Origin of the sequence: Methyloversatilis discipulorum (assembly GCF_000527135.1) — a bacterium.
In the GTDB taxonomy this organism is placed as follows: domain Bacteria; phylum Pseudomonadota; class Gammaproteobacteria; order Burkholderiales; family Rhodocyclaceae; genus Methyloversatilis; species Methyloversatilis discipulorum.
Genome location: NZ_AZUP01000001.1, coordinates 1,822,015 through 1,842,918 on the forward strand (window position 1 = coordinate 1,822,015; position 20,904 = coordinate 1,842,918).

Consider the following 20,904-nt stretch of genomic DNA (forward strand, 5'->3'; position numbering starts at 1 on the left):
TTCTGCGCCTGCGGGGCAGCGGCGGCGATGCCTGCGGCCCCGTCGGAGAAAGCGGTCAGAGGAAGCGGTCGAGGATGCGGCGGCTGGGCCGGTCGAGCGCCTTCATGTCGGCGACTTCGTAGTGGATGCCGTGGCTGTCGGTGATCAGCAGCCGTGCGCCGCCCAGGCGGCGGATGTCGTCCTCGCTGCGCAGCGTGAAGCGGGTGGCGCCGCGGTCGGTCACGATGTCCCAGTCGCAGGGCGTGGAAAAGCTCGATACGCCGGCGATGCTGCGGATGCGCGGCATGAATTCGCGGCGCGACAGTTCCTCGTCGAGCAATGCGCGGCTGGCAGCGTCGAGCGCGTCCGGCGCATCGAGCCAGGCCAGTTCGTGGCCGTCGGCCGACATCAGCGCCACACCCTCGCCCGGCGCCGACAGCGGGAAGGCGCGCACCGGCTGCACGCCGGCGTGGCGCTGGCCGGTCGCATCGACGAAAACCAGCAGGCCGTGTGCGTCGCGTTCGAGCGAAATCGTCATGCCAGCGCTCCTTCCGCGGCGTCGGCTTCGGCCAGCCGCTGCTGCGCCATGTAGAGCCGGTAGTAGTGTCCTTCGCGCGCCATCAGTGCGTCGTGCGGACCGACTTCGACAATCTGCCCGCGGTCCAGCACGACCAGCCGGTCGGCCTTGCGCAAGGTGCTCAGGCGGTGGGCGATGGCCAGCGTGGTGCGGCCCTCGACCAGGTTGTCGAGCGCGCGCTGGATTTCTTTCTCGGTCGCGGTATCGACCGACGAGGTCGCTTCGTCCAGGATCAGGATGCGCGGATCGATCAGCAGCGCGCGCGCAATCGAGATGCGCTGGCGCTCGCCGCCCGAGAGGGTCTGTCCGCGCTCGCCCACCATCGAGTCGTAGCCATGCGGCAGGCGCAGGATGAATTCGTGCGCGTGCGCCGCCCGCGCCGCCGCGATGATTTCGGCGCGCGTCGCTTCCGGTTTGCCGTAGGCGATGTTGTCGGCAATGGTGCCGAAGAACAGGAAAGGCTCCTGCAGCACCAGGCCGATGTGACGCCGGTACTCGGCCACCGGCAGCGCGCGGATGTCGGTGCCGTCTATCCGTATGCTGCCGCCGGACACGTCGTAGAAGCGGTTGATGAGGTTCACCAGCGTGCTCTTGCCGGAGCCGCTGTGGCCGACCAGGCCGATGAACTCGCCCGGCGCGATGTCGAGATCGACGCCGCGCAGCACGGCGCGGTTGCCGTAGCGGAAAGCGACGCCGCGCAGTTCGATGCGGCCCTGCACCCGTTCGAGGTGCACCGGCCGCGCCGGCTCGGGCACGCTGGAGCCGTGATCGAGGATGTCGAAGATGCGCTTGGCGCCGGCGGCCGCCTTCTGCGTCACCGACACGATGCGGCTCATCGAATCGAGGCGCAGGTAGAAGCGGCTGATGTAGGCAATGAAGGCGGTCAGCACGCCCACCGTGATGTGGTCGCGCCCCACCTGCCAGATGCCGAAGCCCCAGACGAAGAGCAGGCCGACTTCGGTCAGCAGCGTGACGGTCGGACCGAACAGGGACCACACGCGGTTTACCCGGTCGTTGGTTTCGAGGTTGCGCCGGTTGGCCGCGGCGAAGCGGGCCGATTCGCGCTTCTCCTGCGCGAAGGCCTTGACCACGCGGATGCCCGGAATGGTGTCGGCCAGCACATTGGTCACCTCGCCCCAGATGCGGTCCACCTTCTCGAAGCCGGTGCGCAGCCGGTCGCGCACCGTGTGGATCATCCAGGCGATCACCGGCAGTGGCAGCAGCGTCACCAGCGCCAGCCAAGGGTTGATCGAGAACAGCACGACGGCGGTCATGAACAGCATCAGCACGTCGGTCGCGAAATCGAGCAGGTGCAGCGACAGGAACACGTTGATGCGGTCGGTTTCGGCGCCGATGCGCGCCATCAGGTCGCCGGTGCGCTTGCCGCCGAAATACTCGAGCGACTGGCCCATCAGGTGGTCGAAGGTGGTGGTGCGCAGGTCGGCACCGATGCGCTCGGACACGCGCGCCAATATATAGGTGCGCGCCCAGCCCAGCGCCCAGCCCACCAGCGCCGCGCCGAGCAGCCCGGCCAGGTAGGGCCACACCGCCGCCACCGTGATCGGCGTGCCGGTCTGGTGCGGAATGAGCACCTTGTCCATCAGCGGGATGGTCAGGTAAGGCGGCACGAGGTTGGCGGCGGTGGACGCCAGCGTCAGCAGGAAGCCGGCGAACAGCCGTCCGCGGTAGGGCCGGGCGAAGCGCCACAGCCGCAGCAGCGCCCAGGTCGAGGGCGGCCGCGTCGTGCTGCGTTCGCACAGCGGGCACTCGTCGTCGTCCGGCGGCAGCGGCGCCTTGCAGCGCGGGCACAGGCCGTCCTCGTCCTCGACCACGTGGTCGGGATGGGCCAGCCGCTCGATCTGTCGTGCGTGCTGGTCGGCCAGCCGCAGCGCTTCGGTGTTCAGCGCCAGCGTGTAGCGCCAGCCGGCGAGGCGACGTTCGCTGTCGTGCAGCGCCAGCGTGCCGACGCCGGCGTGGTCGTGGTGCTGGAAGTGCTGGCCCACGGCCAGCGGCCAGCTGCGCCACTGCTCACCGGCGCAGGCCAGCAGCCGGCGGTCGGTCAGCGCCAGCAGATTCGTTGCGAAATGAAGCGTTTCGTCGAGATCGGTCTGCAGCCAGACCTGCACCGCCTCGCCCGGCTGCAGTTGCGCCGCCAGTCCGCTGCGCCACGCCTGCGGCAGGTCGTCGGGGAGCAGGCGGTCGTCGGTGGCGCGGGTCATCGGGGCGGTTTCGGGCGGCAAGAGAGCGGAAAGGAACGCATGAAGCGGGGCCGGCAACGAGCACGCGCTCGACGACACGGGGCCCGGCGAGGCGGCGGAGTATAGCGCCGCCGCCAGGGCCGGAACACGTCGCCGATGCAGGTTCAAAAATAGATGAAAAAGCTGTCAACCAAAGCGCAAAAACGCCGTTAAGCCGATGTTTTCAACAACCTCGGGGCTCCGGACCACCACCGACCCCGCACGATGAGTAAACGCTCGATCGAAATCCTGCGCACCCTCGAACTGCGCGGCCCCAACATCTGGACCTATGTTCCGGCGCTCGAAGTCTGGATAGACATCGGCGAACTCGAAGACTCCCCCTCGAACACCATTCCCGGCTTTGTCGATCGCCTGATCGACTGGCTGCCAGCCCTGCACGAACACACGTGCAGCTACGAAGAGCGCGGCGGTTTCGTCCGCCGGCTGCGCGAAGGCACCTGGCCCGGCCACATCCTCGAACACGTGACGCTGGAACTGCAGAACCAGGCCGGCATGAAGGGCAATTTCGGCAAGGCGCGCGAAACGTCCGAACGCGGCGTCTACAAGGTGGTGGTGATTTCCGGCAATCACACGGTCAGCCGTGCGGCGATCCTCGCCGCCCGCGAACTGGTGCTGTCGGCGATGGACGACCGCCCGTTCGACGTCAAGGCCGCCGTTTCGGAACTGCGCGACCTGGTCGACGAACACTGCCTCGGCCCGAGCACCGGCTGCATCGTGGAAGCGGCGCAGGACCGCCGCATCCCGTCCATCCGATTGAACGACGGCAACCTGGTGCAGCTGGGCTACGGCCGCAAGCTGCGCCGCATCTGGACCGCCGAGACCGACCGTACCGCGGCCATCGCCGAAGGCATTTCGCGCGACAAGGACCTGACCAAGCGACTGCTCGCCGGCTGCGGCGTGCCGGTGCCGGAAGGCCGCGAAGTCAGCGACGCCGACGACGCCTGGGAAGCCGCCGAGGACATCGGCGTGCCGGTGGTCGTCAAACCGGCCAACGCCAACCACGGCCGCGGCGTGTCGGCCGAACTGACCACGCGCGACGAAGTCGCCACTGCCTACGAACTGGCGCGCCGCTACAGCAAGTACGTGCTGGTCGAACGCTTCATCCGCGGCAACGAACACCGCCTGCTGGTAGTCGGCAAGCAGATGGTCGCGGCGGTCGCCGGCGAAACCGTCTGGATCACCGGCGACGGGCGATCCACGGTCCGCCAGCTGCTTGACAGCCAGATCAACATCGATCCGCGGCGCGGGCCGGAACAGGAATTCCCGCTCGACCTGCTGATTCCCGAGCGCGACGCCAAGCTGCGCTTCGAACTGGAGCGCCAGGGCTACAGCGCCGACGCGGTGCCGGCCGACGGCGCCCGCGTGCTGGTGCAGCGCAACGGCAACATCGCCTACGACGTGACCGACCAGGTCCATCCGGACACCGCCCGCCTGGTGGCGCTGGCCGCCCGTGTGGTCGGCCTCGACATCGCCGGCATCGATCTGGTGGTCGAGGACATCCGCCGCCCGCTGCGCGAACAGGGCGGCGCCATCGTCGAAGTGAACGCCGGTCCCGGTCTGCTGATGCACCTGAAGCCGGCGATCGGCGCGCCGCGTCCGGTCGGCCGCGCCATCGTCGACCACCTGTTCGCCACCGCCGACGACGGCCGCATTCCGGTCATCGGCGTCAGCGGCACCCGCGGCAAGACCACGGTCGCCCGGCTGATCGCGCACCTGATGCGCTTCTCAGGCCAGCGCGTCGGTCTGGCCTGCAGCGACGGCCTCTACCTCGACAGCCGCCGCCTCGAAGACGGCGACGCCGCCCGCTTCGAGCCGTCGCAGCGCGTGCTGATGAATCCGGGCGCCGAAGTGGCGGTGATCGAGAACAGCTTCGAAACCATCCTGAAGGAAGGTCTGGCCTACGACCGCTGCCAGGTCGGCGTACTCACGCGCATCGATCCGGAAGCGCATTTCGGCGACTACTACATCGATTCGTCGGACCGCGTGTTCAACGTGCTGCGCAGCCAGATCGACGTGGTACTACGCCGCGGCACCGGCGTGCTGAACGCCGACGATCCGCTGCAGGCCGAGATGGCCGACCTGTGCGACGGCGAGGTGATCTGGTACAGCACGCACGCCGACAACGGCATCGTCGCCAGCCACGTGCAGTCGGGCGGCCGCGCAGTCATCGTGCGCGACGGCCAGATCCGCCTGCTCGAAGCCGAACGCACCGAAGTGCTGTGCCCGCTCGCCAGCCTGCCGCTGACCGACGGCGAACCGCTGCACGCGACCGAAAACCTGCTCGCCGCGCTGGCCGCCGCGTGGTCGCTCGGCCTGTCGCCGGCGGCCTTGCGCACCGGCGCCGAAACCTTCGATCCCCCGGTACCCGTCGCGGTACCGGCCTGAAACACCGCCCGAACGCTTTCATGGACATCACCCGCCTGCGCGCACTCCGCGGCCCCAATCTGTGGAGCCGCCGCACCTGTATCGAAGCCATCGTGGCGTGTACCGGCGAACACTGTTCGCTGGACGCGATGCCCGGCTTCGCCGAGCGTCTGCGCGCCCTCTTCCCCGGCATCCGCCCGCTGCGCCCGACCGCGCGCAGCGGTCCGCTGGCCATGGCCGACGCGCTTGAACTGGCCGCGCTCGGCCTGCAGGCCAGCGCCGGCTGTCCGGTCACCTTCAGCTGCACGATGCAGACGGTGGACGCCGGCGTCTATCAGGTCGTCGTCGAATACACCGAAGAGGCGGTCGGCCGCCTCGCCTTCGAACTGGCCGAACAGCTCTGTCGCGCCGCCGCCGAGGGCGGCAGTTTCGATCTCGCCGGCGCGCTGCACCAGCTGCGCGAACTGGACGAAGACATCCGCCTTGGCCCCAGCACCGGCGCCATCGTCGAAGCCGCCGTCGCACGCGGCATCCCGTTCCGCCGGCTGACCGATGGCTCGCTGGTGCAGCTTGGCTGGGGCAGCCGGCAGCGTCGCATCCAGGCGGCCGAAACCGACCGTACCAGCGCAGTCGCCGAATCGATCGCCCAGGACAAGGAACTGACCAAGGCGCTGCTGCACGCCGCGGGCGTGCCGGTGCCGCTCGGTCGCACGGTGAGCGACGTCGACGAGGCGTGGGCCGCCGCGCTCGAAGTCGGTCTGCCGGTGGTCGTGAAGCCGCGCGACGGCAACCAGGGCAAGGGCGTGACGGTGAACATCGTCAGCCGCGAGCACATGGAGATCGCGTTCAACGCGGCCTACGAAATCAGCCGCGAAGTGATGGTCGAGCGCTTCATCCCGGGCGCCGACTACCGCTTCCTGGTGGTCGGCGACCGCGTCATCGCCGCCGCCCGCCGCGAGCCGCCGCAGGTGATCGGCGACGGCAGTCGCACGGTACGCGAACTGGTGGACGAAGTGAATGCCGACCCGCGCCGCGGCGACGGCCACGCCACCTCGCTGACCAAGATGCGCATCGACGACATCGCGCTGGCCCGTCTGGCCGTACAGGGCCACACGCCGGACAGCGTGCCGGCGCTGGGCGAACGCGTCGTGCTGCGCAACAACGCCAATCTGTCGACCGGCGGCAGCGCGACCGACGTGACTGACGACGTGCACCCGGAACTGGCGGCGCGCGCGGTCGAGGCGGCGCGCACGATAGGGCTGGACATCGCCGGTGTCGACATCGTCTGCCGTACTGTGCTCAAGCCGCTGGAAGAACAGGGCGGCGGCATCGTCGAAGTGAACGCCGCCCCCGGTCTGCGTATGCATCTGGCGCCCTCCTTCGGCAAGGGTCGGGCAGTCGGCGAAGCCATCGTGTCGACCATGTTTGGCCCGGGCGACGACGCGCGCATTCCGCTGGTCGCGGTCGCCGGCACCAACGGCAAGACGACGACGGTGCGGCTGATCGCCCACCTGATGGCGCAGACCGGCCTGCGCGTCGGCATGACCACCACCGACGGCGTGTTCGTCGGCAACGAGTGCATCGATACCGGCGACTGCAGCGGCCCGAAGAGCGCGCGCAACGTGCTGGCCCACCCGGACGTCGATGGCGCGGTGCTCGAAACCGCGCGCGGCGGCGTGCTGCGCGAAGGTCTGGGCTTCGACCGCTGCCAGGTGGCGGTGGTCACCAATATCGGCAGCGGCGACCACCTCGGCCTCGCCTATATCAATACCGTCGAGGACCTGGCGGTGGTGAAGCGGGTGATCGTGCAGAACGTCGCGCCCAAGGGCATGGCGGTGCTGAACGCCGCCGACCCGGTGGTGGCGGCGATGGCCGAACACTGCCCCGGCTCGATCACCTTCTTTGCGCAGGACCGCACCCACCCGGTCATCGCCACCCACCGCGCCCGCGGCCGCCGCGTCATCTACGTGGACGACGGCGCGCTGGTCGCCGCCGAAGGCAGCAGCGCGGTGCGCATCCCGCTGTCGCAGGTACCGCTGACCCGTGGCGGCAAGCTGGGTTTCCAGGTCGAGAACGCGATGGCTGCATTGGGCGCGGCTTGGGCGCTCGGTTTCGACTGGTCGTCGATACGCGCCGCACTGGCCAGCTTCGTATCCGATGCCGCGACCGCACCGGGCCGCTTCAATGTGTTCGATTACAAGGGCGCGACGCTGATTGCCGACTACGGCCACAACCCGGACGCCATCAGTGCGCTGGTGCAGGCCATCGACGCGCTGCCGGCGAAGCGCCGCAGCGTGGTCATCAGCGGCGCGGGCGACCGCCGCGACGAGGACATCCGCAAGCAGACGCAGATCCTCGGCGCCGCCTTCGACAGCGTGGTGCTCTACCAGGACCAGTGCCAGCGCGGACGCAAGGACGGCGAGGTGATCGCGCTGCTGCGTGAGGGCCTTGTCGGCGCGAGCCGCACGCGCGAGGTGTGCGACATCAATGGCGAATTCGTCGCCATCGACCACGCGCTCGAACGGCTGCAAAGCGGCGACCTGTGTCTGATCCTGATCGATCAGGTCGACGAGGCGCTGGCCCACATCAGCCGGCGCGTCGCGGAAAGTTCAGCCGGCTGACACGGCCTGCTGCGCGAGCACGCCGCGCAGCGCGTCCTCGCAGCTGGTCATCCAGGCATAGATGGCGTCGATCGCCGCGGTGGCTTCGGCGAAATACAGCTCCGCCGTCATCCGGTCGGTCGCGCCGAGCAGGTCGCTGCGCAGCAGTCCGAGCAGACGGACGATACGCTCGGTGGCCGGCAGCGCGCCCGGCAGACGGGGCGTGTCGGCGATCGCCTGGTGCATCAGCGACTCGGCGCGCGACGCGAGAAACATCAGACGCATGCGCTCGGCCGCCGTACAGACCCCGCGGGCCGCGGCCGCACTGCCGACCGCCCTCGCCTGACCGAGCTGCTCGCCGAGCGCCGGCAGCGTGCTGATCCAGGTGCGCAGCAGGCCGCTGCCTGACGACGCCGTAACCGGCGCGATACGGCGGTTGCCGACAGCCGCCAGCCAGCCCAGCACGTGCGACACCAGCAGGCTGTGCCGCGTCAGATTGTCGTCGGCGCCGATCGCCGCCGGACTGCAGTCCAGCGCGCCACTCAACTCCTTCCACTGCGCGTCCAGCAGCGCCAGTTCGTAGCGCGTGATGCACGGCCCCTCCAGCACCATCTCGGCGCGTGCGGTCGCCTCCAGCGCTTCGATGTCGTGCTGCACGGCACGCCGCCGGGCGCGCATCGGCGATTCGAACAGGGCGTCGCCGGCCAGCCAGGCGGTACTCATGCCGCGGTGCTGCTGCAGCGAATGGACAAGTTGCAGCAGCCGCTCGCAATCGCCGAAGGCGCGCTGCGCGTCGTCGCCCGGCGAGCTGTCGCCCGCCCGCTCCGGGCGCATGAACACCAGCGCCAGCGCGATGGCCAGCGCCAGCAGCACCATGACGAGGGGCACGCTCAGCAAGGCCGACGATCCCGGGTGAATAGGACGGACAGGAGTGTGCTCATGACGCCACACGAGCAATTCGCGCGCCAAGCACCGGCGGCCTCACGCCGAAGGCGGCGCTTCGAGACCTCCGACGATGAAAGGCACCAGCGCACGCAGCAGGCTTTCGGGGTCGTTGCGGGAGGCCGGCGAGCAGCGGCCAAGCAAATGCATCACGTCGCGCCCGGCCATCACGTAGGCGACGATGCCGACGAAGAAGTACATGCGGCGCAGCAGTTCGTCCTCAGGCAGCGCCGGCAGCGCGCGCATCAGCGCCTTGCGGTACCAGTCCATGATGCGGACGTACTCTTCGGGGATGAAATCGTCGCCCGGTTCAAAATAGGCGCGGCCGATCAGCTGCTTGAACACGGCGCCGGACACCGTGTCCTTGCGCGACAGGCGCAGCGTCGATTCGACGAAGGTTTCGACGATGCGGGTGACGCTCAACGGCGCCTCGACCGCCTCGCGTTCGAGCTTGGCGAGGTAGCCCGAGCGCGTGCCGTCGGCCCCCAGCACGCGCTGATACACGCTTTCCATCAGGTCGCGCTTGGACCCGAAGTGGTAGTTGATCGACGCCAGCGGCACGCCCGCCGCCGACGCGATCATGCGCATCGAGGTCGCCGCATAGCCCTGCTCGGTAAAGAGCTTCTCGGCCGCCGCGAAAATGCGTTCCTTCGCATCGCCGCGCGTGCGCGCCTCGGCAGTTCGGTCGGATTTCAGGGTTTCGTTCGGCACGGCGCGTCATTTGCTGGGACACAGTCTGACTGTAGCACCGGCCGCACAGCGACGGTGCGCGTATGCACCCGTCGCGGGCATGGCAGGCCGCCGCAACGCCTGCGAGCGGTCAAATCGCGGCGTCGGCGCGATGTATCCGGAGCTGGCACCGGACTTGCAAGGTGCTGGTCATGACGACTTACGCATCCCGGACCGGAAAGGTCTACCTGATAGGCGCCGGCCCCGGCGACCCCGAACTGCTGACGCTGAAGGCCGTGCGCGCGCTCGGCCGCTGCGACGTGCTGCTGGTCGACGACCTGGCCGACACCGCCGTGCTCGAACACGCCCGCAGCGACGCCCGCATCGTGCGCGTCGGCAAGCGTGGCGGCTGTCGCAGCACGCCGCAGGCCTTCATCGAGCGCCTGATGCTGCGCTACGCGCGCGCCGGCTTCACGGTCGGCCGGGTCAAGGGCGGCGACCCCTTCGTGTTCGGCCGCGGCGGCGAAGAAATGCAGACGCTGCGCCGGGCCGGTATCGAATGCGAGGTGGTGAGCGGCCTGTCGGCCGGCATCGCGGTACCGGCCACGCTGGGCGTGCCGGTCACCCACCGCGACATGGCCTGCGGCGTCACCTTCGTCACCGGCCACGCGCGCGAGGACGGCCAACCGGGCCGCGAGCCCGACTGGGCGGCACTGGCCCGCTGCGGCACGACACTGGTCATCTACATGGGCATGCGCAAGCTCGCGGCCATCGCCGAGGCGCTGCACGCCGGCGGTCTCGCCGCCGATACCCCGGCCTGTGCGATCCAGAACGGCACCCGCGACAGCCAGCGCGCCGTCGTGTCCACGCTGCGCGAACTGCCGCAGGCCGTCGCCGACGCCAAGCTGGGCAGCCCGGCCATCGTCGTCATCGGCGAAGTGGTCAATCTGGCTGAGGTCGCCGAACAGGCTGAAGCGCTGTCGATGAGGGCCTGAAGGCCGCCCTGTCCTCGATCCGGCGCCACGCACAGCCCACCGCCGCTGTCGAGGTCAGAAGACCCCTCCCACAGAAACTCGGCTTCGGTCACGGCACGGGAGTGCTTTTGTGGGAGCGACCTCTGGTCGCGATGCGGCCTCGGCGGGCTACCGGCCCGGATCAAGGCCGCATCGCGAGCAAGCTCGCTCCCACGGTCTTCGGCACAGGACTGGGCGAAGGACCCAGCGCCGAACACTGTCCACCGCCGTTGTCGGGGTCAGAAGACCCCTCTCACAGAATCCCGGCACACGCTCAGATGGTGGATCACGCGCGCCACCCCTGTGGGAACGGCCTTGGCCGCGGCGCGGCCGTTGCGGGAAGCACAAAAACAAAAGGCGCCCGAGGGCGCCTTTTGTTCTTTCAGGGTGCGGCGTTTCCGCGCCGCTTACTTCAGCTGCTCGTGCAGCAGCGACAGGATGCGCTTGGCGGTGCGGGTGTCGTCGAGGCCGCCTTCGCGGGTGAGCACCTGCACCGTACTCTGCTTGCCTTCACCCTTGACCAGGATGCGGTACTGGCTCTGCCCCGCCTTCGGATCCGGCTTGTCGTCCGGCATGAAGAACAGCAGCTTGGACAGGATGCCGCCGTCCTTCTTGCCGGTGGCGTCGACTTCCGGATCGACGTAGCGCACGAAGTACACACCCTGCGAACGGTCGCGGTCCTCGACGGTGAAACCGACGCGGTCCAGCGCCAGGCCGACGCGGCGCCAGGCGCGGTCGAAACCTTCGTACACCTGCAGCGTGCTGCCCTTGTCGGCCGACACCAGTTGCGCGCGCTCGGCCACCGGCTGGGCGGCCAGCAGCACCTTGGCGCGCTCGTTGTCGGCGCCCAGACGCACCATCAGGCGACGCAGCATTTCGGCTTCCAGCTCGGGATCGGCCGGTCGCGGCTGCCACACCGTGTTGTCGCTGCGCTCGTTGGTATAGACCTCGACCACGCCGCGATGGCTGACATAGATTTCGGTGGTGCCCGGCTCGGCGCCCGGCTCCAGACGGGTGCGGAACTTGTCGCGCTCCGGCGTCGAGTAGAGCTGGTCGATCAGGCGGCCGATGGTGTTGCGGACGATGTCGTTCGGGAGCTTGGCGCGGTTCTCGTTCCAGTCCGTTTCCATCACGCCGGCTTCCGGCTGTTCGATGTCGATCAGGAAACCGGTTTCCTGCCAGAACTCCTTCACCTGCGGCCACAGCTGGTCGGGCGTGGCATTGACCACCAGCCAGCGCTGGCTGCCGGCACGTTCGATGCGCATCTTGTCGACCTGCGGCAGCACGGCTGAAGCCTGCGGCTGCACCACGCCACCAGTGTTCGTGCGGTCGGCGTTGTAGGCCGACATGGTCGCCGTGCCCTTGCCGCCGGCATCCGGCACCGCGAAGCGGTCGGTCTGCTGAGGCAGCGTCAGGTCGGGCGGCAGGTCGAGGCGCGGCGTGCGCTTGGCCTGGGCCTTGTAATCGACCTTGCCGGAATCCATGACCTTGTCGAACATCGAGCAGCCGGTGAGCGCGCTCACCAGTGCCACGCACAGCGCGGAAAACTTCAGCAGATTCATCGAACGGGATACCAGAGGACGATCAGGCAAGCACGCCGGCCTGCTTCATCGCGGCGCGGACCTGCTCGTGGAATTGCGGCTGCAATTCGGTCAGCGGCAGACGCAGCGTCGGGCCGCACAGGCCCATCTGCTGCACGGCCCACTTGACCGGAATCGGGTTGGCTTCACAGAAAAGCTGACGGTGCAGGCCGATCAGCTTCGCGTTGATCGCGCGCGCCTTGACCGCGTCGCCGGCCAGCGCGGCGGCATTCATTTCGTGCATCAGGCGCGGCGCCACGTTGGCGGTGACCGAAATCGAGCCATGGCCGCCCATCAGGATGAAGGCGGCGGTCGACGCGTCGTCGCCGCTGTACAGCGCGAAGCCCTCGGGCGCGCGGTTGATCAGTTCGCCGGCGCGGTCGAGATTGCCGGTGGCGTCCTTGATGCCGACGATGTTCGGGACTTCCGACAGGCGGATGGTGGTGTCGTTGGCCAGATCGGCCACCGTGCGGCCGGGCACGTTGTACAGGATGAAGGGCACGTCGACCGCTTCGGCCTGGGCGCGGAAGTGGCGGTACAGGCCTTCCTGCGTCGGCTTGTTGTAGTAGGGCACGACGGTCAGGCAGGCATCGACGCCGACCGACTTCGCGTGCTGCGCCAGTTCGATCGCCTCGCGCGTCGAGTTGGCGCCGGTGCCGGCGATGACCGGGATACGGCCGGCGGTGTGCTCGACCGTGAAGCGGATCAGTTCGCAGTGCTCGTCGAAATCGACGGTGGGCGACTCGCCGGTGGTGCCGACGATGACGATGCCGTCGGTGCCTTCGGCGACGTGGAAATCAATCAGGCGACGCAGGCTGGCGTAGTCGAGACTGCCATCCTCGTTCATGGGGGTGACGATGGCGACGAGCGATCCGGTAATCATGTGCGAAACAGTGGCTTCGGCAGGAAACGCGCCATTCTACCGGAGCGCGGGTGCAAGCCCAACAGGCGCAACTGGATCAGTCTGTAACAGCCCCCAGGCCACTTAAAGCTCGGCCAGCGCCCGGATGTGCTCGACCGCGCTGCGGCCCAACGCCGACAGCGCGTAGCCGCCCTCCAGCATCGACACGATGCGACCCTTGCCATGCTTCTTCGCCACCTTCATCAATTCGGTACTGACCCAGGCGTAGTCGGCCTCGACCAGTCCGAGCGAGGCCATGTCGTCCTCGTAGTGCGCGTCGAAGCCGGCCGAGATGAAAATCATCTGCGGCGCGAAGGCATCCAGCCGCGGCAGCCACTTCGTCGTCACCGCCTCGCGGAAGCCGTCGCCGCGGGTGCCGGCCGGCAGCGGCACGTTGCACAGGTTGTCGGCCAGCGGCTCCGCCCCGGAGTACGGGTAGAAGGGATGCTGGAAGATGCTCACCATCAGGATGCGCTGGTCGTGGGCGACGATGTTCTCGGTGCCGTTGCCGTGATGCACGTCGAAATCGATGATGGCCACGCGCTCCAGGCCATGCTTTTCCAGCGCGTGGCGCGCCGCGACCACCACGTTGTTGAAGAAGCAGAAACCCATGGCGCGGGCGTACTCGGCGTGATGGCCGGGCGGGCGCACCGCGCAGAAGGCGTTCACCGCGGCGCCCGACATCACCAGATCGGTCGCATGCACGCCGGCGCCGGCCGCGCGCAGTGCGGCGCGCAGCGAATTCGGGCACATCGCGGTATCCGGGTCGAGATGGACGATGCCGCTGCCCGGCACCGCGTCGAAGATCTGCCGCAGGTACTCCGGCGAATGCGCGCGCGCAAGCATGTCGATGTCGGCCGCCGGCGCGTCGTGGTGCTGCAGGTAGGCGTCAAGACCGCTGGCGATCAGGCGGTCCTGTATCGCAGCCAGGCGGTCGGGGCATTCGGGATGGTGCGGCCCCATGTCATGCAGGGCACAGTCGCGGTGTGTAATGTATGCGGTCGTCACCGCCTCTCCTCCGGATTCCTGCAGTTATCGATGCAACCGGCCGTTCCGGCTCTGTGTCACAGGCAGGACCGCACGGCTTCAGGGCCGGGCATGTACTGCCGTCATGTTTCTACAGTATCGCGCCGATCATCCCGCCACAACTTAACGTAGCTCAAGCCATGCCCACCCTCGCTCCCAGCGTCGTCATCGAAGCCGCTTCCACCCTCATTCTCGGCAAGCGCAGCCGGCTCGAACTGGCGCTGACCTGCCTGATCGCCGGCGGCCACCTGCTGATCGAGGACGTGCCGGGCACCGGCAAGACCACGCTGGCGCACGTGATGGCCCAGCTGTTCGGCCTCGATTTCCGTCGCGTGCAGTTCACCAGCGACCTGCTGCCGGCGGACATCCTCGGCGTGTCGGTATTCGAGCGCGAAACCGGCGCCTTCCGCTTCCACCCGGGCCCGGTGTTCACGCAGGTGCTGCTGGCGGACGAGGTGAACCGCGCCACGCCGCGCACGCAGAGCGCGCTGCTGGAGGCGATGGAAGAGCACCAGGTCAGCGTCGAGGGCGAAACCCGCCGCCTGCCCGAGCCCTTCTTCGTCATCGCGACGCAGAACCCGGCCAGCCAGATCGGCACCTACCCGCTGCCCGAATCGCAGCTCGACCGCTTCATGATGCGCATCACCATGGGCTACCCAGACCCGGCGGCCGAGCGCGCGCTGCTGACCGGCCGCGACCGGCGCAGCCTGCTGGCCGATCTGGCACCGGTGGCCGACGCCGCGACGCTGACGCGGTGGCGCGCCGAAGCCGAGGCGCTGCACGTGGCCGACGCGCTGATCGACTACGTGCAGGCGCTGATCGCCCACACCCGCAGCAGCGGTATGTGGCGGCTCGGCCTGAGCCCGCGCGCCGGTCTTGCGCTGCTGGCCGCCGCGCGCGCCCACGCGCGGGTGTTCGACCGCGCCCACGTACTGCCGGAAGACGTGCAGGCGGTGCTGCCCGCCGTCGCGCTGCACCGCCTGCCGGCACTCGAACAGGGCAGCCCGGACGACATGGCGCGCGCGCTGCTGCAGGCGGTGGCGCTGCCGGCCTGATGCGCGACGCACTCCGCCGCTGGCTGGCCTCGCTCGGCGGCTCGCCCGCGCTGCCGCTGACGCTGGACCGCCGGCGCATCTTCGTGCTGCCGACCCGCGTCGGGCTGGTATGGGGCGTGGCACTGATCGCCATGCTGCTGACCGCCATCAACTACACGCTGAGCCTGGGCTTCGCGCTGGTGTTCATGCTCGCCGGTCTGGGCCAGGTCGCGCTGCTGCACACCTTCCGCAACCTGCTCGCGCTGCAGCTGCGCGAAACGCCGCCGGCACCGGTGTTCGCCGGCCAGCCTGCGCAATTCACGCTGTGGCTGGACAATGAAGCGCCGCGCTCGCGCCCGGCGCTGCAACTGGCGATGGCGGGCGCGGCGCCGGTCGACGCCGCGGTCGAAGCGAACGGCCGCTGCGCGGTGACGCTGTCGCTGCCGACCACCCGCCGCGGCTGGCTGACGCCGGGCCGCGTCACGCTGAGCACCCGTTACCCGCTGGGCCTGATCCGCGCCTGGAGCTACGCGCAGCCGCAGCAGCGCTGCCTCGTCTACGTGCAGCCGGAAGCCGGCCGACCGCCATTGCCGGCGAGCGACGCCGGCCGCGCCGGCCTGCGGCCACAGGGCGACGGCACCGAGGAATTCGCCAGCCTGCGCGACCACCGCGCCGCCGACTCGCCGCGCCACGTCGCCTGGAAAGCCTGGGCGCGGGCGCCCGACCTGCCGCTGCTGACCAAGCAGTTCGACGGCCAGGACGGCGGCGAACTGTGGCTCGATCTGTCGCAACTGCCAGCCGCCCTGTCGCTCGAAGCCCGACTCGCGCGGCTGACCGGCTGGGCGCTCGACGCCGACGCGGCCGGCCTGCGCTACGGCCTGGTCCTGCCCGACGCGCGCATCGCTCCCGGCAACGGCCCCGGCCACCGCGAACGCGTGCTGCGCGCGCTCGCCCTGCACGGACTGCCCGCATGAGCTTCCGTCGCGCGCGCGCGCCATCGACAGCGGCCGTGCCGGCCGAACCGCTGACCAACACCCGCATCGGCTGGCTGATGGCGGTCGCCGCCTGCGCGCTGCTGCCGCACGCCGACCACCTGCCGGCCTGGCTCAACGCGGTGGCGCTGCTGCTGTTCATCTGGCGGCTGGCGCAGTGGAAGCTGGGCTGGGCCGGTGCCAGCACGGTGGTCAAGGCGCTGGTCGTGATCGCCTGCTGCGCTGGCGTGACGCTCACCTTCGGCCGCCTGTTCGGCCGCGAACCCGGCGTCGCGCTGCTTACGCTGCTGCTGGTGCTCAAGCTGCACGAACTCAAAAGCGTGCGCGACGGCCACACCGTCGTGCTGCTCGGCTACTTCATGCTGCTGGCCGCCTTTCTCTATTCGCAGACGCCGGCCGTGGCGGCCGTGCTGTTCGGCTCGATGGGGGTGATCACCGCCGCGCTGATCGCGCTGACCGGCCCGCCGGCGCCGGTGCGCGCGCTGTTGCGCCAGTCGGCGTGGATGCTGGCGCAGGCGCTGCCCTTCATGCTGGTGCTGTTCGTGCTGTTCCCGCGCGTGCCCGGCCCGCTATGGGGGCTGCCACTGGACGCCTTCGGCGCGCGCTCCGGCCTGTCCGACAGCATGTCGCCGGGCGACATATCGCAGCTGAGCCTGTCCGGCGAAATCGCCTTCCGCGCCCGCTTCGACGACGCACCGCCGCCAGCGCGCGATCTGTACTGGCGCGGCCCGGTGCTCACCACCTTCGACGGCCGCACCTGGCGCCAGGGCGAAGCCGCGCGTCGCCTCAACGACGGCACGCCGCACGCGGTCGACGGCCCGCGCATCGGCTACGAAGTGACGCTGGAGCCGCACGGCAAGAACTGGCTGTTCGCGCTGGAAACGGTCGCCGGCCTGCCGCTGGGCGCGCGCGTGTCCGACGACTGGCAGGTACTGGGCAGCGAAGTCGTGCGCGCGCGCCGGCGCGACCGCTTCGAATCGGTGCCGACGGCGCGCCCCGGCCGCGAAGAGTGGAGCGCCTATCTGGAGGCGGCGCGCCGTCTGCCGGCGGCCGGCAACCCACGCGCCCGCGCTCTGGCCCGCCAGATGCATCTGGACGCCGGCAGCGACGCCGAGACAGTGGACGCCGCGCTGCGCCTGTTCCGCCGCGAAGCCTTCGTCTACACGCTGACGCCGCCCCTGCTCGGCGAGGACGGCATCGACCAGTTCCTGTTCGACAGCCGGCGCGGTTTCTGCGAGCACTACGCCGGCGCCTTCGTGTTCCTGATGCGCGCCGCCGGGCTGCCGGCGCGCGTGGTGACCGGCTACCAGGGCGGCGAGCGCAACGAGGTCGATGGCTTCGTCGTCGTGCGTCAGTCCGACGCCCATGCCTGGGCCGAAGTGTGGCTGGATGGAGAAGGCTGGCGCCGCGTCGACCCGACCGCCGCCATCCTGCCGTCGCGCGTCGAGCGCGGCCTGGCCGACCTGCCGGCCGGCGAGCCGGTGCCCTTCGTCGCGCGCGCCGATCTCGGCTGGCTGCGCAACCTGCGTCACCGCTGGGAAGCGGCCAACAACGCGTGGAACCAGTGGGTGCTCTCCTACGACCAGCAGAAGCAGCGCGAACTGCTGTCCCGCCTCGGCATGGCGCAGCCGGACTGGCGCAACATGACCGCATGGATGGCCGCGCTCTGCGCCGTCATAGCCATCGCGCTGACGCTGTGGGCACTGCGCCGCCAGATCGCCGCCGACGCACTGGCCCGCGCCTGGGCCGGCATCGACCGTGCGCTGCGCCCGGCCGGGCTGGGCCGCGAAGCGTGGGAGGGACCGCTCGACTACGCCGAGCGCGTCGCCGCGCTGCGCCCCGATCTGGCAGCAGAATTGCGTGCAGCGTGTACACTTTATGCAGACGCCCGCTACGGCCGTGCCGCCCACGCGCCGGCCGTGCGCGCACTCCGGACGCACGCCCGCGCGCTGCGCCGCCACCGCACACCGCCCCGAACATGACCACCCGCTTCACTTCTCACTCCACATCCCGCCGCCACTTCCTGACTGGCGCCGGCGCCCTGCTGCTGTCACCTCAGCTGCCGGCACAGATCAGCACCACGCCCGACAACTTCGCCGAGCGCGACGACGTGCGCGCCTTCTGCGCCGAACTGGCCGCCGCGCACGGCTTCGACGAAGCGCAGCTGCTGTCGCGCTTCGCCAGCGCGCGCCTGCTGCCCAAGGTTATCCAGCTCATCCGTCCGCCGTCGAGCCCGGCGGTGAAATCGTGGACACGCTACCGCAGCCGCTTCGTCGAGCCGCTGCGCATCCGCGCCGGCCGCGAATTCCTGGCCGAGCACGCCGCCACTTTCGAACGCGCCGAACAGGAATTCGGCGTGCCGCGCGAAGTGGTGGCCGCCATCATCGGCGTCGAAACGATCTATGGCCGCCACACCGGCGACTTCGAACTGCTGAGCGCGCTGTCCACACTGGGCTTCACCTACCCGCCGCGCGCCGACCTGTTCCGCCGCGAACTGGGCGAACTGTTCCTGCTCGCGCGCGAGCAAGGCCGCGACGTCACCGACTTCCGCGGCTCCTACGCCGGCGCGCTGGGCTACCCGCAGTTCCTGCCCAGCAGCTGGCGCCGCTACGCCGTCGACTTCGACGGCGACGGCCACACCGACCTGATGAACAGCCCGACGGACGCCATCGGCAGCGTCGCCGCCTACCTCGCCGCGCACGGCTGGGAAGCCGGCGAACCGGTGGCCCAGCGCATCCGCATCACCGACGAAGCCGCCGCCCCGCTGGTCGCCGCCGGCGTCGAACCGTCGATCGACACCGCCACCCTCGACACTGCCGGCGCCCGCCCGCTGCGCGGCGGCGACCTGATCGCCAAACCGGCCACCCTGGTCGACCTCGTCACCCCGGACGCGCAGACCGAATACTGGCTCGGCTTCCGCAACTTCTACGCCATCACCCGCTACAACCGCTCCTACTTCTATGCGATGGCGGTGTATCAGTTGAGTCAGGAGCTGAAGCAAACGTAAGGAGGACCGCCATCCATGTCGTTGCTCGCACGAACGACGTGGACGGCGTCTGCTTTTGGCTCGTTAGTGTCACGCGCACGGCCAGCGGATGACGCAGCCGGCAACGCCGGATCAGCATCGTCAACGTCTGGGCATGGATCGGTACGCTGTTTGTGGTGTAATGCGATCGGACTATCCGTATGCGAAAGAAGTCGCGCCGGAGAACCAGCAGGTGCGCAGTACCGCGCCAAGCGCTTCGCTCAGCGATAGGCTGTCGCCAGTTCGTGGCGGCATCGACGCAGCGCAAAGTGTGGCTTGATTTGCCGGTCACGAGGGACCGCCGATAAACCCGGCTTCTCGCTGCCCTCCGCCGCTTCGCCCCTCCGACAGCCCCTCACCTTTATGGCGGCCGAGAATGACCGATCACTGCAAGGTCTTTATTGAAAGGTGGACTCACCCGGACTATCGGCCTGAGCCATGCACCCCCGAAGCGTTGGACGTCGCCGAAAAGCTGCTAGCTACGTTCCTGCCACGTTCATTGCGAGAGTTTCTTGAATCATTCGGCCCTGTCGGAACCACCGCCAACCTTCTTTCCGAGATCGTGGATCGAGACCTCGATCTCAATGATGTGAGTGAATTCGACGATCCTGAAGGTATCGTCCAAGCGACCATGGCATGGCGTGACCTGGGGCTTGACTCGGATCTGATCGCGTTCGCAAGCGACTGTCAGGGCAACGTCTTCTGCATCCAGTCAGCTCCTTCGCGGGTTGCAGATTCGGAGGTGTGGTTCCTTGATCATGATTGCGGAACTGTTGCGCCGCTCGGCGTCACCTTCAACGAATGGATTGGCGTATTTGCTGATCTCCCCGCTTAGCAGTTCGATCGAGAAGCCGCTTCCCGACCGGACAGGTGAGACGTCTCGGGTCGAGCATCAAATCTCAGGATGGTCGGCAGATGCACAAGAAAAACAAAGCCCAGTGTCAGGTGCGGCTCGTGCGGCAGCGTCTGGTTTAATGCGCAACCATGCGTCCGATAACGGCATAGGCATGGGGTAATGGGTACAGCTTTCGTCAAAGTGCTCGCTGCTTTGATTGCCATTGCGGCGCTTGTCCTGGTACTGGGTCTGTCAGGCGCGTTGTTCTCTCTCTGGCCGACGAGCTTCCCCGACCAATCACTGAGAATCACGCCCGAAGTTCTTGCGGAACTCCAAGCGCTGAAGGACGAGCGGAAGTTCGTTAGAGACGAGAACACTTTTTACCCGGGCGCGCCGACTGAAGCTGTCCGCGCCAGTGCGCAGGCCTCAGTCGATGCAATCATTCAATCGTTGGTCACAGAGTTGCCTCCTCACCCGAGACGTTCAGTCGTCCTTGCGAAATTCAAGCGTGCCCTGATCGGGTTGGAGCAGCATGAATCGGAGGAACGTGACCAAGCCCTTGTCTATCTCGATCGCATCATGTCCATCGTCGGAGTCAACAACTCTGGCGAACTGCTGAACGTATGGCGTTACGGTTTCCCCTACGGATGGTTCTTGCGTACCTGACAGGACATTCAACGCCGCGTCCTTCACTCCCCTCGCCACCGTCCGCCGCACCAACGTGATGTTCATGGCTGTCTTCGCCGACAGTGCACAGCCCTTAACTACCGCCGTTCACTTCATCAGCCGATTGGGAGACGAAACCAACGCCACGCTCGACACCGCCAGCGCCCGCCCGCTGCGCCGCGGCGACCTGATCGCTAAACCCGCCACATCTGGTCGAGATCATCACCCGTCGGGCGTGGAAAGTCCTGATGCGTATGGTGTAATGCGATTCAGGTACTCGTTCGCACAGGAAATGGCGCAGGCGCCTTGGCTTCAGGAGCGGTCGCGCGAGGTCGAGGCTTTTTGTCGCCGTTTAGCGCATGAAAATCGTCAGTCAAGATCGGCGAAACCGGCGTGACACGGTCTTTACCGACGTGTGCGTGCAACCTGTTTGCCGAGCAGCT

The 20,904-nt window shown here is 68.5% G+C and carries 16 protein-coding genes and 1 pseudogene; 10 read left to right on the forward strand and 7 right to left on the reverse strand.

Annotation, left to right across the window (positions count from 1 at the left end):
* Window positions 1-55 precede the first annotated feature (55 nt).
* Together METFAM1_RS0108395 and METFAM1_RS0108400 are read right to left on the reverse strand one after the other, a co-directional pair.
* The gene (locus METFAM1_RS0108395) at window positions 56-517 is read right to left on the reverse strand and encodes a cyanophycin metabolism-associated DUF1854 family protein (RefSeq protein ID WP_019919163.1); all 462 of its coding nucleotides are present in this window, start codon (window positions 515-517) and stop codon (window positions 56-58) included.
* The gene (locus METFAM1_RS0108400) at window positions 514-2,775 is read right to left on the reverse strand and encodes a cyanophycin metabolism-associated ABC transporter (RefSeq protein ID WP_019919164.1); all 2,262 of its coding nucleotides are present in this window, start codon (window positions 2,773-2,775) and stop codon (window positions 514-516) included. The genes METFAM1_RS0108395 and METFAM1_RS0108400 overlap by 4 nt, the downstream gene beginning before the upstream one ends.
* A gap of 243 nt (window positions 2,776-3,018) precedes the next feature.
* On the opposite strand from METFAM1_RS0108400, the gene METFAM1_RS0108405 reads away from it, so the two are divergent.
* Both METFAM1_RS0108405 and cphA read left to right on the forward strand, forming a co-directional pair.
* Window positions 3,019-5,199 carry a cyanophycin synthetase gene (locus METFAM1_RS0108405; RefSeq protein WP_019919165.1) on the forward strand — a complete coding sequence of 727 codons (2,181 nt, stop codon included), beginning with the start codon at window positions 3,019-3,021 and terminating at the stop codon, window positions 5,197-5,199.
* Window positions 5,200-5,219: 20 nt separating this feature from the next.
* Window positions 5,220-7,799 carry a cyanophycin synthetase gene (gene cphA / locus METFAM1_RS0108410; protein ID WP_019919166.1) on the forward strand — a complete coding sequence of 860 codons (2,580 nt, stop codon included), beginning with the start codon at window positions 5,220-5,222 and terminating at the stop codon, window positions 7,797-7,799.
* On the opposite strand, the gene METFAM1_RS0108415 is transcribed toward cphA, so the two are convergent.
* Both METFAM1_RS0108415 and METFAM1_RS0108420 read right to left on the reverse strand, forming a co-directional pair.
* Complete coding sequence (locus METFAM1_RS0108415; protein WP_232419867.1) at window positions 7,788-8,666, reverse strand: nitrate- and nitrite sensing domain-containing protein; 879 nt, start codon at window positions 8,664-8,666, stop codon at window positions 7,788-7,790. The two genes, cphA and METFAM1_RS0108415, sit on opposite strands and share 12 nt — an antisense overlap.
* Before the next feature lie 93 nt (window positions 8,667-8,759).
* Window positions 8,760-9,431, reverse strand: coding sequence for a TetR/AcrR family transcriptional regulator (locus METFAM1_RS0108420; protein ID WP_019919168.1), 672 nt, complete (start codon window positions 9,429-9,431; stop codon window positions 8,760-8,762).
* Between the two features lie 170 nt (window positions 9,432-9,601).
* Between METFAM1_RS0108420 and cobA the strand changes: the two genes are divergently transcribed.
* Window positions 9,602-10,384, forward strand: a complete 783-nt coding sequence (gene cobA / locus METFAM1_RS0108425; RefSeq protein WP_019919169.1) for a uroporphyrinogen-III C-methyltransferase — start codon at window positions 9,602-9,604, stop codon at window positions 10,382-10,384.
* A gap of 425 nt (window positions 10,385-10,809) precedes the next feature.
* On the opposite strand, the gene bamC is transcribed toward cobA, so the two are convergent.
* From bamC to METFAM1_RS0108440, 3 genes are all read right to left on the reverse strand, one after another.
* Window positions 10,810-11,964 (reverse strand): NlpB/DapX family lipoprotein, encoded by a 1,155-nt coding sequence (bamC, locus tag METFAM1_RS0108430; RefSeq protein WP_019919170.1) that lies wholly within the window; start codon window positions 11,962-11,964, stop codon window positions 10,810-10,812.
* A gap of 22 nt (window positions 11,965-11,986) precedes the next feature.
* On the reverse strand, window positions 11,987-12,865 hold the full coding sequence (gene dapA, locus METFAM1_RS0108435; RefSeq protein WP_019919171.1) for a 4-hydroxy-tetrahydrodipicolinate synthase: 879 nt from the start codon (window positions 12,863-12,865) through the stop codon (window positions 11,987-11,989).
* Between the two features lie 102 nt (window positions 12,866-12,967).
* Window positions 12,968-13,846, reverse strand: a complete 879-nt coding sequence (locus tag METFAM1_RS0108440) for a histone deacetylase family protein (protein ID WP_019919172.1) — start codon at window positions 13,844-13,846, stop codon at window positions 12,968-12,970.
* A 203-nt stretch (window positions 13,847-14,049) separates the two neighbouring features.
* Here METFAM1_RS0108440 and METFAM1_RS0108445 point away from each other — a divergent pair, with 203 nt between their 5' ends.
* The 7 genes and pseudogenes from METFAM1_RS0108445 to METFAM1_RS21440 all read left to right on the forward strand — a co-directional run.
* Window positions 14,050-14,964, forward strand: a complete 915-nt coding sequence (locus METFAM1_RS0108445; RefSeq protein ID WP_019919173.1) for an AAA family ATPase — start codon at window positions 14,050-14,052, stop codon at window positions 14,962-14,964.
* Window positions 14,964-15,917, forward strand: coding sequence for a DUF58 domain-containing protein (locus METFAM1_RS0108450; protein ID WP_019919174.1), 954 nt, complete (start codon window positions 14,964-14,966; stop codon window positions 15,915-15,917). Before METFAM1_RS0108445 ends, METFAM1_RS0108450 begins: the two co-directional genes overlap by 1 nt.
* Window positions 15,914-17,917: a transglutaminase TgpA family protein gene (locus tag METFAM1_RS0108455; protein WP_024300583.1), complete on the forward strand. Its 2,004-nt coding sequence runs from the start codon at window positions 15,914-15,916 to the stop codon at window positions 17,915-17,917. The genes METFAM1_RS0108450 and METFAM1_RS0108455 overlap by 4 nt, the downstream gene beginning before the upstream one ends.
* A complete protein-coding gene (mltB, locus tag METFAM1_RS0108460; RefSeq protein WP_019919176.1) occupies window positions 17,914-18,942 on the forward strand; it encodes a lytic murein transglycosylase B in 1,029 nt (342 codons plus the stop codon). The genes METFAM1_RS0108455 and mltB overlap by 4 nt, the downstream gene beginning before the upstream one ends.
* Window positions 18,943-19,336: 394 nt before the next feature.
* A complete protein-coding gene (locus tag METFAM1_RS20175) occupies window positions 19,337-19,795 on the forward strand; it encodes an SMI1/KNR4 family protein (protein WP_019919177.1) in 459 nt (152 codons plus the stop codon).
* A 180-nt stretch (window positions 19,796-19,975) separates the two neighbouring features.
* Entirely contained in the window at window positions 19,976-20,461 is a 486-nt protein-coding gene (locus METFAM1_RS0108470; protein WP_019919178.1) for a DUF4844 domain-containing protein, read from the forward strand.
* A gap of 31 nt (window positions 20,462-20,492) precedes the next feature.
* Window positions 20,493-20,606: pseudogene (locus METFAM1_RS21440) on the forward strand (transposase); the annotation flags it as partial.
* Window positions 20,607-20,904: the final 298 nt, after the last annotated feature.

Excerpts from the sequence above, each read along its gene's own strand:
- METFAM1_RS0108395 (WP_019919163.1), bottom strand. The coding sequence starts at position 517 with ATGACGATTTCGCTCGAACGCGACGCACACGGCCTGCTGGTTTTCGTC.
- METFAM1_RS0108400 (WP_019919164.1), bottom strand. The coding sequence starts at position 2,775 with ATGACCCGCGCCACCGACGACCGCCTGCTCCCCGACGACCTGCCGCAG.
- METFAM1_RS0108405 (WP_019919165.1), top strand. The coding sequence starts at position 3,019 with ATGAGTAAACGCTCGATCGAAATCCTGCGCACCCTCGAACTGCGCGGC.
- cphA (WP_019919166.1), top strand. The coding sequence starts at position 5,220 with ATGGACATCACCCGCCTGCGCGCACTCCGCGGCCCCAATCTGTGGAGC.
- cobA (WP_019919169.1), top strand. The coding sequence starts at position 9,602 with ATGACGACTTACGCATCCCGGACCGGAAAGGTCTACCTGATAGGCGCC.
- bamC (WP_019919170.1), bottom strand. The coding sequence starts at position 11,964 with ATGAATCTGCTGAAGTTTTCCGCGCTGTGCGTGGCACTGGTGAGCGCG.
- dapA (WP_019919171.1), bottom strand. The coding sequence starts at position 12,865 with ATGATTACCGGATCGCTCGTCGCCATCGTCACCCCCATGAACGAGGAT.
- METFAM1_RS0108440 (WP_019919172.1), bottom strand. The coding sequence starts at position 13,846 with ATGGGGCCGCACCATCCCGAATGCCCCGACCGCCTGGCTGCGATACAG.
- METFAM1_RS0108445 (WP_019919173.1), top strand. The coding sequence starts at position 14,050 with ATGCCCACCCTCGCTCCCAGCGTCGTCATCGAAGCCGCTTCCACCCTC.
- METFAM1_RS0108450 (WP_019919174.1), top strand. The coding sequence starts at position 14,964 with ATGCGCGACGCACTCCGCCGCTGGCTGGCCTCGCTCGGCGGCTCGCCC.
- METFAM1_RS0108455 (WP_024300583.1), top strand. The coding sequence starts at position 15,914 with ATGAGCTTCCGTCGCGCGCGCGCGCCATCGACAGCGGCCGTGCCGGCC.
- mltB (WP_019919176.1), top strand. The coding sequence starts at position 17,914 with ATGACCACCCGCTTCACTTCTCACTCCACATCCCGCCGCCACTTCCTG.
- METFAM1_RS20175 (WP_019919177.1), top strand. The coding sequence starts at position 19,337 with ATGACCGATCACTGCAAGGTCTTTATTGAAAGGTGGACTCACCCGGAC.
- METFAM1_RS0108470 (WP_019919178.1), top strand. The coding sequence starts at position 19,976 with ATGGGTACAGCTTTCGTCAAAGTGCTCGCTGCTTTGATTGCCATTGCG.